We start from the raw sequence: 13348 nt of genomic DNA, 5'->3' as shown, positions 1-13348 counted from the left end.
AGCTATGAGAGGAACGTATCAAAAAGAACGGTTTGGCAAGGCGCTATGCCTGTTACTGTTTTTTCTCTGCTTTTTTGCGGCAGGACAGAAGGTTCTGGCAGAGAAAAAAGTAACTGTGGAATACTATTATTATAATTCCTGTGACAGTTGTACAGAGGGAGAGCATTTTGAACAAGAGTTTAAGGAAAACATATCTGATGTGATAGGGGAGGAAGCATACACCTTTGTACTGAAAGATGTGAGTAAGGATGAGTTTTACCAGGAATTTATGAAATTGACAGAGGGAAAAAGGACAGAGGATTTTTATCCTCAGCCGCCCCTTTTGAAGATCGAAGATAACTTCCTTTTTGGCCTCGATGAAATCACGGAACGTTCCAGAGATGTGATGATTCAGACGGTACAGGGACAGGCAGGTCCCCAAAAGGTTGTGGAATCGATGAAGGGAATTGATCCATCCAGTACCTTTCTTGTTTATTTTTATATGCCATCCTGCGGGGATTGTGAAAAGGTACAGAGCTATATGGATGGCATAGACAAGACTGTGTATGTGGAGGGGCAGGAGGAGTCCAGAGTAAAAACTGTATATGTCAATATCGGAAATCTGGAGTATGTTCCGCTTGCAAACTGGTTCTATGAAAAGTATAAGGTGCCTGAAGAGGACCGGAAAGCACCAGCCATTTTTTATCAAAATGGGTACCTCCAGGGCTTTGAAGACATCCGGGATGGCTTGCCAAAGGTCTTGGAGAGTGGACAGGCCAGAGGCTGGCAGGACATAACCTATCGGGAAACAGACAGTGGAGAACAAAAATTCACTTTGAGGGACTGGGGCATTTTACTTTTGACGGGGCTGGCAAATGGGATAAATCCCTGCGGCTTGTCTGTGCTTCTGTTGTTCCTGTCCTTAATCCTTGCAAAAAAAGAGAAAATACTGAAACTGGGACTTACATTTATCATGGCAAAGCTGGTAACGTATCTGCTGCTTGGGACCGTGTTCGGCTCTGTGATCAGTGAAGTGGGGGAATTGGTTATTGGTCCGGCCCAAAAGATTTTACGCATGGTGCTGGCGGCGGTATTTATCGTTCTGGCATTGCTGAGTTTCTGGGATTTGATTCAGGCAAAGCAGGAGAAATATGGGAAGATGCGGCTTCAACTTCCGGGAAGCTTTAAAAGGTTTCACCAGGAGTATCTGGAGAAAGTTTTGAACAGGGATACGCATTTTTTGACAGGACTGGTATTTGTTTCGGGTATTGTCGTGTCAGCAGGGGAGTTTTTGTGCACCGGACAGTTGTATCTGGCATCCATCCTGTATGTGATGGGGCGGCAGGGCAGCTTTCAATGGTCTGTATTTCTAAAGTTTTTGGTTTATCTGGTCTGCATGTGCATACCTCTTGTCATCATCACTGTAGCAGCGGACCGCAGTGCCAAACTGTTTTCCATCTCAGAGATGTCCAGAAAGAAAATTCCGGCGGCCAAACTGATCTACGGCATCCTGTTTTTGGTTTTCGCGGTACTGATGTTTATAATGTAGGAGGGCTGTTTGTGAAAAGGCAGAGAAAAAACGAGATGTATATTATTTATAATCATGAGAAGAACAGGATTGCCGCTTATGAGCCGGAGGCGTTACCGCTGTCTAAAACGGCCGTTATACAAAAAAGCATTTTTTACTTTGATGATGCCAATCCTTGCTATCTTCACCTAAATGCGGTGAAAGTCCGGCTTTTGGAGGAGATAAAAAAAGTGATATGGAACGAGAATGAACCGGTACTGATAGAAAGGCTGCCAGGCGAGATCAGAAGTTATCTGGACCTGGATAGGGATGCCTGCTTTATCAGCTGCTGTTCAGATAAATAATCGAAAGAATTCAGGAGGAGAAGGAAATGAAGAGAAGAATGAAAAGGCTTGGCTGCCTGTTTCTGGCACTTGCCATGTCCTGCGGCCAGAGTACGGTCATGGCTGCAGAACCGTCACGAGAGAGCAAGCCAGAGTCCGCACATATGACAGAGCACAGTGCGGTGCAGGAGGTGACGGAGGAATCTCCATATGTGATAACAGAAGGAGAGATGAAAGGCGGGGCAAAAGAGGGAACGGCAAAACCTGCGAATGCAGACAATATTCTCCCGCCGCAGATGGGGTGGTCATCCTGGAACTGTTTCCGCCAGAATATTGATGAAAACAAGATCAGAGAAGTAGGTCATGCCTTGATTGATTCCGGGCTGAATGAATACGGCTATGTTTATTTGAATATGGATGACTGCTGGCAGTCTTCCATGCGTGATGAGAACGGAAGAATGCAGTTTGACCTGACAGGATTCCCCAGCGGCCCTGCGTTTATCAAGGAATTAAACAGTCTGGCAGGGGAGGAGAGCAAACATCCTCTGAAAGTAGGACTCTACAGCTCCAGCGGAAATTATACCTGTGAGGATTTAACAGCCAGCTATGGTCATGAGGAGACAGATGCCAGGACCTTTGCCGAGTGGGGGGTAGAATATCTGAAATATGATTACTGCCATGTAGTGGATATGGATGTGGACTCCGGCTATATCACGGATGCACCGGAGGTGGATTACATTACAGTGGCAAAAGCCAACACCCCGGAAACCGTTAAATATGAGGCGGAAGATGCGAAACTTGAAGGAAATGCATCCAAACAGGACTGGTATGTGACCGGATTGAACAAGGGAGGCGGATCTGTGACCTTTGAGCATATTGAGGTGCCGGAGGACGGACGCTATGTGCTGACCATAGGTTTTCGGAAAACTTACTCGAAAGGTAAGTACGCTGAGGTTGTGGTGAATAGTGATGTCACCTATGAAACAAATTTTGCTCCCACCAGCGGCTGGAGCAACACCGGCCGTCAACAGATGTACGTAGATCTGAAAAAAGGAACCAACACCATTAAGATTCATAATCCCATCAAAGGACAGAAGGAGGATTCTATCCGCAGATACACAAAGATGGGAAATGCCCTGAAGACTGCTACCGCGCAGGTGGCTAAGGAAAATAACACGGAAGAAAAGCCGATTTTTTACTCCGTATGCGAACACGGACGTACTCAGCCATGGACCTGGGCCCAGGATTTTGCAAGTTCCTGGCGGATATCAGGAGACATAAATTCCAACTGGGATACCATTGTCAGCAAGTATGATCAAGCCGCTGTGCTGTGGAATCACCAGCAGGCGGGGGCCTACAATGATCCGGATATGCTGGAAGTGGGGAACGGTACCCTGAGCGAGGAGGAAAACAAGTCCCACTTTACCCTGTGGTGTATGCTTTCGGCACCTCTTATACTTGGAAATGATGTGCGCAAGTTTGTCAAAGAGGATGGCAGCATTGACCGGGAGGCCTGCAATGGAGCTTACGATATTGTCACGAATCAGGAACTCATTAAACTGAATCAGGAGTGGCCGTTACTGCAGTGTAAGCGTGTTTCGCAGGAAAAAAATGTAGATATCCTTGTAAAACCTTTGGATAACCAGGAAATTGCAGTGTGCTTCTTTAACAGAGGAACTGGAACGGTCAGCGCTGACTATGATTTAAGTCAGGCATCAAAGGATGATGCAAGGGCTGAACTGCCTTCCACCAGTGTATATGCAGCAACGGATCTGTGGGCATCCGATTTACATACCGATATTGTCTCAAATACTTTAAATTCAGGAGAAATTCCGGGACATGGAGTGAAAGTTTTCCGTGTGAGAGCGGCTCAGGCAGGGGAAAGTGACAAATTGACAGGATTTAACTGCAGTTCCGAGAATTTGGTCAGCTGTGGGGAAATTTTCGATGTAAGTGCAAATGTCAACAATATGGGCAATACTACCATGAAGGATATCAGTGTGGACCTGGAGGTTCCTGAGGGATTCCAGGCGGAAAAAATAAGCACAGGTGAGAAGGAGGGCCTGGTATTTGGAGAACAGAGCACGTATTCCTGGAAAGTGACCGCACCGGCAGATAAAACAAAAGGTAATGTCAAGATTGTTTTGAGCTACATTTATGAAGGGGAGACGGAAGTACAGACAAAATCTTTCGTAAAAGAGGTCACCGTACTGCCGGAACCGGAGGACGAGCTGAATCTGGGAGATATGGAATGGGTCAGCGCAAAGGATGGCTGGAAAACACAGCCGGCCAGAAATAAGTCAATCGGCGGAAATGCAATTACCATCGCCGGGGAGACCTACGAAAAGGGAGTAGGGACTAACTCAGAGAGTGAAATTACAGTATACCTTGGCGGCAAGAACTACCGTTTCACCGCAGCGGCAGGTATTGATGACGAAGCGATAGATGATTACAACAAGACAGGAGCAGCTTACCAGCCGCCTCAGGTAACCTTTGAACTATGGGCTGACGGAGTGAAGGTTTATGATTCAGGGCTGGTCAATATGGAGAGACCGAAAGTAAATATTGATGTTTTAATAAAAAATTGCAGGGAGCTGCTGCTTAAAGTAACCGATGGCGGAAATACAAATTCTTACGACCACGGGGATTGGGCAGATGCAAAGTTTGTCAATGTAGGTGAGGTAGCCCCTGGTGATATCACAAACATTGCATTGGAAGCTGCAGCCAGCTCTCCGGCTCAGACAGCGGCGAATTCCGGTCCCGAGATGGCAAATAATGATGATGTGGATGTAACCAAAAATGGATTTGCTATTTTAGAAGGGCAGGAAGAATCCGTCCGATATCTTCAGTATGATTGGACAGAACCCAAGGATATCGAGAGTTTGGAATTTGATACTTCCTATGGTGCACTCAGAGGTGCAACAGAATGTGAGATCCTGATTTCTAAAGATGGAGAAAACTTTGAAAAACTGTCCACCTGGAGCGGACTGACATGGGAGAAAGCGGAAAACGTGATTGAGACCAATCGATATTTCCTGACACCGGATGAAAAAAAGAAAGCCCAGAATATAACTGCTATGCGGGTTGTATTGACAAAGACAAAATATGAGTGGGGCGCCACGGTAATTATGGAATTGAGAGTCTTGGGAAAAACATCTGCAGGAGAAGAAGTAGTCAGACACACTGTTCAGATGCAGAGCACTTCCGGTGGAAACGTCACAGCGAAATCAGATAATGAGACAGTGGCAAACGGCAGTTCCGTAGAGGATGGAAAAGGTGTGATATTTACTTTTACAGCAGATCCGGGTTTTACTTGCGGAAAAGTTTTGTTAAACGGACAAGAGGCAGTCATTTCAGAGGATAATACGCTGCATGTGGAAAAACTGACAGAGGATATTACTGTCAGCGCGGAGTTTGAGGCCAATGTGATTAGCGGAAAGATTGATTTAAGCCGAGCGGAGATGTCTGAGAAAGGTGTTGCCGTGTATTTGCTGAATACGGCAGGAGAGATAGTATTTCAAACACAGGCAGAGGAGAACGGCAGCTATACGTTTGAAAAAGTTCCATACGGAACCTATACAGTTAAAATTGCAGAGAATGACGGCTATACTGCTGAACCGGTAAAAGTAAGTCTTACAGGGCAAAACGCTATAGCAGCTACAATTCGGGCTGAGAAAAAAGGGCAGGAAGATACAGAGCCGAACCCGGACCCAGATCCAAACCCAAACCCAGATCCGAAACCAGACCCGGACCCCAAACCGGAACCGAAACCGGACCCCAAACCCGAGCCGGATACCAATCCGGGTACAGAGCCAAACGTGAAATGGACAGCAAATGCACCAAAGGTAAAGGCAAAAAGTTTAGGGTATAAGACGGTACAGGTCAAATGGGACTCTGTAAAAGATGCATCCGGCTATGTGGTTTACCGGAAATACCAGAAAGAAAACTGGAAGGAACTAAAGGATTTACAGAGCTGCAGTTACCGGGACACAAGGGCGGTAACAGGCCGTAAATATCAGTATGCAGTCAAAGCATACCGCGTCATTGACGGAAAAAGGGTTTACGGTGAACTCTCAAAAGCTGTGGTTGGCAGGGCGATGCCTGCGGCACCGAAAGTAACTGCAAAGTCTGCCGGAAAGGGAAAAAACAAGGTCACCTGGAAGAAGGTGACGGGAGCACAGAGCTATACCGTATACCGAAAGGGTACGGGAAAGAAAGACAAATGGAAGAAACTGAAAACAGTCAAGGCAGGAAATAGAAATTTCTTAGACAAAAAAGCCAAAAAGGGAAAGACTTACTATTACGCTGTCAAGGCTAACCGAAAAGTATCTAAAAAGAGTTACAGCAGCATTTATGGTACAAGCAAGAAAGTAAAAACCAAAAGATAAGACAGGAAAAAGCGGATAGATATGGAACACCTCTAAAGCGGATCATTGCTTTAGAGGTGTTTTTGTTCAAAACAATATTTCTTGAGGAGGTCCAGGGCCAAAGCGGAGAGAAGGTTAGAGCATCTCCCGGAATGGTTTAAAAAATCGTCCACAATGATACCTTGCTCTTATTCGTGGATTTCTAAGGGGAGTCCATCCGGGTCCTGGAAAAAAGTCATTCTTTTGCCAGTGAATTCATCCACCCGTATGGGTTCTGTTTCTATACCTATCATACTCAAGTTTGCCGCTGCCTCTTCCACATTCTCTACGAGGAATGCCAGATGCCGCAATCCCAATGCTTCCGGATAGCTGGGACGTTTCGGCGCACCCTTTATGATAAACAGCTCAATTTCCTGTTCACCGCATCTCAGATCAATCTTATAATCATCCCGGTCTTCCCGGTAATTTTCTCTGATTATTTCAAATCCCAGCAAATCCACATAAAAATGCTTGGATTTATAATAATCACTTCCGATAATTGCAATGTGATGTATCTCTTGAAAATGCATTTTACACCTCTCTTAAATTTATACGAAATATTATAAAATGCTCTGACTGTATTGTAAAGAATTAAATCACAGCTTTTCAAATGATTGAATAGTGGAAATGGTGAAGCTAGATCCAGTGACCACTCAGAGGATGCCAATCTGTGCGATGCCTTTTGATATTCATCTTTTAAATTTTCCCGGGGTCATCCCCCAGTGTCTTTTAAATGCCTGAATAAAGTGGCTCTCACTGGAAAAGCCAAGGATTGTGCTGATTTCTGACAGAGTATAGTCAGAGAAGGAGAGCATAGTCTGAGCAGTCTCCATTTTTATCCTAAGCAGGTACGTCATAGGACTGACGCCTGTCTCCTCCTTAAACAGATGGGAGAAACGCCCGGAACTCAGACCGGAAGCCTGGGCCAGTTGATCCAGAGTGATTTTTTCCTGGAGATGACGGTGCATATAGTTGATGGCAGCTCTTATAGACTTTGAACAGGGGGGAGAATTTTTCAGGTGCATGACTGCCCCCGTAAAATCCCGCACAGACCGGTCACGGAGCTGCATCAACTGCTTCGGGGAGGTGCATCCCTGCGCGATCTGAATATAGCTGTCACTCATGGCGTACGCCAGATCCTCTGTGACGCCGGCTTCCAGAGCCGCCCTTGTGATAAGTGTTATGTGTGAAATCAGGTGTATCTGAGCCTGCTGCAGAGGATCAGAGGACATCACACCGCCCTTTCCGGTGGTATCCAAAAGACGTGTGCATTTTTCCGCCTCCGCGAGATCTCCGTTTTTCACGGCAGTCAGCATATTTTTCTCGTATTGATAGGGCGTATGGGGAACAAAGGATTCCCTCATTTCTGCCAAAATCCTCTTTGTGCGCTTGTCCAAAAAGTCCAGTGAATCAGAATAAAAAACAGACATTTTCTTATAACCTCCAAATAATGTTCTGCAGGTCTTGTAATAACATTTATCATATCACAAAAGTAATAGCGGATAAATATAAAAAACAGCAATATAGAGGTATTTTTTAAAATGTTATTTATGGTAAAACATAGTTAGGACGCAGCTGTCAGGACAATGAACAGTTACGCTAAATCAAAGAATAGGATGGTGCAGGGGATGGATAATGTTAACGGGATTTTTGGACGTTTTCTGATGGATGAACCGGCAGGCTATGAGATAAACAGCCTGGATATGGAGACTTCGTGGGAATATATTTTTCAAAACAGGGACATACTGCTGCGTTTGGATCAGTTTGGTCCTGTAAATGCGCAGCTTCGCCCTCCGGGGGATATTCTGCTGTTTAAGAGGGAGAAGGACGATAAATTTTCTAAATGGCTGATTTGGATGCAGGCGGATGAGATAAACGAGGGACAGCCCTTTACGAACTTCTTCAGGCCTGTAGTACATGGGGCCCCCCGCCAGACGCCGGAGAACTTAAAGATCACCTTTAAACCTTACGAAGCAGATTACACTTACGAATATGAAGGGTTAAGGATAAGGACGCGCTTCTTTGTACCAAACAGGGGAGCTCACATACACATGGAATTTGAGGTGGAAAACAATCGGCCTGGTCCGGTTGCCCTAAATATTACGCCCGTATTAGCTCCCTATGTAAACCCTGCGCAGCTTGCACCCTGGGACAAGGGGGAGTGGTATCTGAAAACAGGTTTTGGAATGGAGGAGGAGGCAATCTTCTGGAGCAGGCTGTTGGACTCTTCCTCCATTAAAGAGAACCGCCGCACCGCTATACTGTGGAGCAGCAGGGAGAATCTGCAGGGATGTGAGATATCACTGGAAAAATGGATGGGGGCAGGGGATTTTTACCGCCCGGAGTCTGTCTTCTGCGGGGATCTCAGACTGACACCTGAGGACTGCGGCAGGTACGGGGAGGAGACCGATAAAAATCAGATCTATGGATATCCGCCGGTCTATGCTTTAAGGTACCGGATTGAAATACAATCGGGTTCCCGCTTTGTGTTCCAACAGGTGCTTAGCAGTCCGGACAATGAACCCGGCTGCGGGCTGCAGAGTCTGGAAAGGGTGAAAAGGCCGCTGTATCTGTTTGACAGGGAGACAAGAGAAAAAGAATTGCAGGACCGAAAAGCATTTTTCGATAATCTGTTTCATATGCGCAGCATACACACTTCTGACTCCTTTTTGGATCACTACGTGAATACATGGCTTCCTCTGCAGATGCACTGGGTAGCTTCCCTGGACAGAGGGTGGCCCACCGGGATGCGGGGAGTCAGAGACTGTGCCAATGACTTTATGGGGGAACTTTACATTCAGCCCAAGTGGGCAAGGGATATGCTTTTGCTGCTGTTTGAGTGCCAAAAGACAGACGGTTGGTTTCCCAGACAGATTTCTGCAAAAGGGAGAAGGGGGAAGCATGATCTGAGGGAGTTTGTGGACGGCGGTGCGTTTGTGGTGGAGTTTTTGTACGAGTACCTATGTGTGACAGGGGATTTTGATCTTCTGCGGGAGAATTGTCTGTGGCTTGACTCAGACAGACCTGCTCCAATCATGGAGCATGCGGTCGCGGCTGTTGATTATTATCTGAGGGAGGAAAATATAGGCATACATGGATTGTGTAAAATCCGTGGCGGAGACTGGCTGGACGCGGTCAACCGGGCGGGTCTGGAGGGAAAAGGAGAGAGCGTGATGGTAACTGGCCAGGTGATTATGGCAGTCACTTTTTTAATCAGGATCGCTGAAAACATGGACTGTGATCTTTATGACATGGAGCTGTGGCATCAAAAACAGGAGGATTTCGGGAGGGCTATCCGGAAGCACGCGTACAACGGGGAAGGCTTTTTCAATGGCGTATATACGGATGCGGGGCAGTGGATTTTTTCAGACAGAGATCCCGATGGAGAGTCCAGGCCATATATCTGCGCAAATGCGTATGCCATCCTTTCCGGTGCGGCGGATTGTGAGATGCAGAAAAGTACGCTTCGGGTCATAAAGGGGCTTTTGGATGATGCTGGTTACAAGCTGTTTTCCCCACCTATCGGCAGAGCACCCATGGAAAAAGTAGGACGCAGCGGGTCCGGTGATGGTTTGATGGGATTATTTGAAAACGCCGCTCCCTACAACCACGGCTCCCACGGCTTTTTTGGAAGGTGTCTGGCCGCTGTGGGTGAGAAAGAGGAGCTGCTTGAGGTCTTGAAATATATGCTGCCCTTTGATATGGAGAAGCACCCCACATCACAGGCGATGACCCCGCCCTACGCGGTGGTAAACTGCTGGCAGAAGATTCCGCTTTTCCAAAACAGGGGAGGAATGGCCTTCCTCACAGGGACCATTTCCATGGCATTGCGGATGGTTTACAATTGGATGCTGGGCATTAAGCCGGAGCTGAACGGCCTGGTCATTGATCCCTGCTGCAGTTCCAAACTGGGGGACGTAAAGGTATGGTTTTCTGTGAGGGAGAAAAGGCTAACGCTTCGTATCCGGCAAAACGGGAATCAGCTTTACTTGGATGGAAAAAAGGTATCGACGCGTCTGCAAGACCCGTTTACAGAAAGAGCGGTTTACTACATTCCATATGAAGAGCTGCACAGTGGAAGTGTTCTTGAAATGGGATGTGGATGATATTTCTTAAAGGCCAGTAATTTATCATGAAAAGAGGCTGACGTTTTTATGCGCCGGCCTCTTTTGGCGTTAAAAATGTCAGGATCGTTTTTGATAGTGAAAAGGGAAGAAAACTGTGCTATAATTTAAAAATGCGATAGCTCTGTTTCTGGCAAAGGAGAATTTAGATGACAATAAAATATTCCCGTATAAAATATTATACGGAACGAACGGCTTTTACTGTAATATTGCTGGCAGCTCTGCTTTTCCTGTTCCCGGTCTTTTCCTGCCGGGCATCGGAAGGCGCCAACACTCAGAAGGTGCTCCGTGTGGCATTTCCCCAGTCGGATGGTTATACTATGACCTCTCCGGAGGGAAAACGCACGGGTATTGTTGTGGATATCCTCAATGAAGTTGCCAAATACACTGGCTGGAAATATGAGTATGTTGATGTGAATAACAATGAAATCATTGCTGCTTTTGAAGATGGGAAATTCGACCTGATGGGTGGCCAGTATTATATAGATGGAGCGGAGGAATATTATGGCTATCCCAAGTACAACTGCGGCTACACCAAACTGATTCTCCTGGCCAGAAGGGACGATGACACTATTAAAAGCTTTGATCTCAATTCGCTCAATGGAAAAACAATCGGTGTGTATGATCGTGCAAAGGAGAACATCCGAAGGCTTCAAATTTATCTGGATTTGAACAATTTGGACTGTACACTGAAGGAATACACCTACGAGGAATTAGACGCTGCTGGGAATCTCAACCGCTTTCTGGAAAGCGGTGAGGTGGATCTTCTTCTGGGGAACAGCTCGGATGCAGAAGGAAAGTTCTATGTTGCGGCTTCCTTTGACTCACAGCCTCATTACATAGTGACCAGGCCGGATGACCAGGAGACGTTGGAAGCTTTAAACATGGCTCTGGAGAAGATCTATGGCGCGGATCCCAAGTTTACTCAGAAAGCATATGAGGCAAATTTCCCCAATTCAACCAGTGAGTACGTTGTTTTGAGCAAGGAAGAAGAGGCCTATATTCAAAAAAAGAAGAAAGTGACAGTCGCCATACCGTACGATTGGCACCCCTTTTTCTGCCTGGAAAACAGTGATGGGCATAATGGTCTGGTACCTGACATTTTAGAGAAGGTTTCAGAGTTCTCTGATCTGGAGTTTGTATTTCAATATTATGACAGCTATGTGCAAGCTCTTGAAGCTGTGCAGAGGAGAGAGGCGGATATGCTGGGGTTTTATCTCGGCTCCGATGAGGAGGCCAGAGAGCAGGGTATGGCATTGACATCCTCTTACGTAAACATTAATTTTATCATGGTGAGAAATAAGGAGTCCAGTTATCCTGACGAAGGCTTGTCAGGGGGCATTTTAGAGGGAAAGAAAATGCCGGAATATATTATGGCAGACAAAGTGCATTATTACTCGGATATCACGACAGCCCTCTCCTATGTCAACAGTGGCAAAATGGATTTTGTCTATGACATATCCTCACGCTTGGAGGCAATTATCCAGCAGAATGTTTTTACAAATCTGGTGCAGGTAAATATGGTAAATGACAGTCAGGGAATCGACTTTGCGGTCCCATCCCCTGCAGACCCGGAGCTTTTATCCATAATCAATAAGGCAATCAACAATCTCAGTAGCGAGGAGAAGGCCACGATCAGCAGTCAGAATCTGGTATCCATCGGAGAAACCAGGATGGATCTGTCCAGTTTCCTGCATGCGAATCCAGGGTTGTCCATTGTGATTGTGGCAGTGGTGCTTATATTGGTTCTAATTGCTGTAATTCTTATCTCAAGAGCCCGCCTGCATGCTGCAGTGATGCGCAGCGGGATGGAAAAGGCCGAGGCGGATAACCGCGCAAAGAGTGAATTTCTCTCCCGTATGAGTCATGAGATTCGTACGCCTATGAATGCGATTGTGGGACTTGCGGACTTGACAGAGCTGTCGGAGAACCTGCCAAAGGAGGCAAAAGAAAATCTGGCGAAAATCAAATCTTCCTCCCAGTATCTTTTAAGCCTTATCAATGACATCTTAGATATGAGCCGGATCGAGAACGGAAAGATGGAGATTGCCAGTGAGCCCTTTTCGATCAGTGATGTCCTCAGTGATATTGAAGGAATGTTAAACACAGAAGCCAGTGAAAAGGGGCTTGATTTTAGAGTGATAAAGGAAATTCAGGATGAGATTGTGGTGGGGGATGCCATTCGTCTGAGGCAAGTAATTGTAAATCTATTGTCAAATGCCTTTAAGTTTACCTCTGCCGGGGGTAAGGTTACGGTTCAGCTTGTTGAGAAGGCATCTGCACCGGATGCGGGAATCTATACGGTTCGGGTAAGTGATACCGGAATCGGAATCGCACCGGAAGATCAGAATAAGATTTTTAAAAGCTTTGAACAGTTGGGGTCTAACTTTTCCAAAAGCCAGGGGACGGGCCTCGGCCTGGCTATTAGCAGCAACATTGTACATCTGATGGGCGGAGAACTGAAACTGGAAAGCCAGCTGGGGGTTGGAAGTGAGTTTTATTTTACCGTCACTTTGCCCAAAGGGAGGTTAGAGGAGAAGGCGAAAGATGCCCGGTCGCTGGAGCAAGGGCGGATTCAGGGGATGAAGATCCTGTTGGCGGAGGATAATGATTTAAATGCAGAGATTGTGACGGCATTACTGTCAGCGCAGGGGGCAGCGGTGGTTCGCGTTCAGGACGGGAAGGCTGCTCTGGAGCTCTTTGAACAGGAATCAAAGGATGCCTTTGATGTTATCCTTATGGATATACAGATGCCAAAGATGAATGGTTTAGAGGCAACAGCAGCCATTCGGGAGATAGATTCCCATTATGCGCATTCTATCCCCATTATTGCCATGACAGCCAATGCTTTTAAGGAGGATGAGAAAGCTGCTATGGAGGCAGGAATGAACGGTTTTGTCTCAAAACCAGTGAATATAGACCATTTGTACAGCTTATTGATAAATACGGTAAGGGAAGTCAAGGGTGACTTTGACGGCCTGTCATAGG

At 46.4% G+C, this 13348-nt stretch carries 7 protein-coding genes; 5 read left to right on the top strand and 2 right to left on the bottom strand.

The annotated features are described in order from the left end of the window. Positions 1-4: 4 nt before the first annotated feature. Genes AC0THY_RS18500 through AC0THY_RS18490 form a run of 3 tightly spaced genes read left to right on the top strand, consistent with a single transcriptional unit; the run spans position 5 to position 6218 of the window. Positions 5-1528: a cytochrome c biogenesis CcdA family protein gene (locus AC0THY_RS18500; RefSeq protein ID WP_489992050.1), complete on the top strand. Its 1524-nt coding sequence runs from the start codon at positions 5-7 to the stop codon at positions 1526-1528. A gap of 11 nt (positions 1529-1539) precedes the next feature. After that, entirely contained in the window at positions 1540-1851 is a 312-nt protein-coding gene (locus AC0THY_RS18495; RefSeq protein ID WP_489992049.1) for a hypothetical protein, read from the top strand. A gap of 26 nt (positions 1852-1877) precedes the next feature. After that, positions 1878-6218 (top strand): NPCBM/NEW2 domain-containing protein, encoded by a 4341-nt coding sequence (locus tag AC0THY_RS18490; protein ID WP_489992048.1) that lies wholly within the window; start codon positions 1878-1880, stop codon positions 6216-6218. A gap of 167 nt (positions 6219-6385) precedes the next feature. Here the strand turns inward: AC0THY_RS18490 and gloA2 are convergent, their stop codons facing one another. Continuing rightward, complete coding sequence (gene gloA2, locus AC0THY_RS18485; RefSeq protein ID WP_489992047.1) at positions 6386-6766, bottom strand: SMU1112c/YaeR family gloxylase I-like metalloprotein; 381 nt, start codon at positions 6764-6766, stop codon at positions 6386-6388. A 159-nt stretch (positions 6767-6925) separates the two neighbouring features. Then, a complete protein-coding gene (locus AC0THY_RS18480; RefSeq protein ID WP_489992046.1) occupies positions 6926-7666 on the bottom strand; it encodes a helix-turn-helix domain-containing protein in 741 nt (246 codons plus the stop codon). A 198-nt stretch (positions 7667-7864) separates the two neighbouring features. On the opposite strand from AC0THY_RS18480, the gene AC0THY_RS18475 reads away from it, so the two are divergent. Continuing rightward, a complete protein-coding gene (locus tag AC0THY_RS18475) occupies positions 7865-10342 on the top strand; it encodes a GH36-type glycosyl hydrolase domain-containing protein (RefSeq protein WP_489992045.1) in 2478 nt (825 codons plus the stop codon). 167 nt (positions 10343-10509) lie between these two features. Then, positions 10510-13347 (top strand): ATP-binding protein, encoded by a 2838-nt coding sequence (locus AC0THY_RS18470; RefSeq protein WP_489992044.1) that lies wholly within the window; start codon positions 10510-10512, stop codon positions 13345-13347. Position 13348: the final 1 nt, after the last annotated feature.

This window comes from Ruminococcus sp. 8Y-12 (assembly GCF_058119865.1).
Note: the sequence above shows the minus strand (reverse complement) of the source record. Positions and strands in the feature narration are given on the sequence as shown.

Excerpts from the sequence above, each read along its gene's own strand:
- AC0THY_RS18470 (WP_489992044.1), top strand. The coding sequence starts at position 10,510 with ATGACAATAAAATATTCCCGTATAAAATATTATACGGAACGAACGGCT.
- AC0THY_RS18500 (WP_489992050.1), top strand. The coding sequence starts at position 5 with ATGAGAGGAACGTATCAAAAAGAACGGTTTGGCAAGGCGCTATGCCTG.
- gloA2 (WP_489992047.1), bottom strand. The coding sequence starts at position 6,766 with ATGCATTTTCAAGAGATACATCACATTGCAATTATCGGAAGTGATTAT.
- AC0THY_RS18480 (WP_489992046.1), bottom strand. The coding sequence starts at position 7,666 with ATGTCTGTTTTTTATTCTGATTCACTGGACTTTTTGGACAAGCGCACA.
- AC0THY_RS18490 (WP_489992048.1), top strand. The coding sequence starts at position 1,878 with ATGAAGAGAAGAATGAAAAGGCTTGGCTGCCTGTTTCTGGCACTTGCC.
- AC0THY_RS18475 (WP_489992045.1), top strand. The coding sequence starts at position 7,865 with ATGGATAATGTTAACGGGATTTTTGGACGTTTTCTGATGGATGAACCG.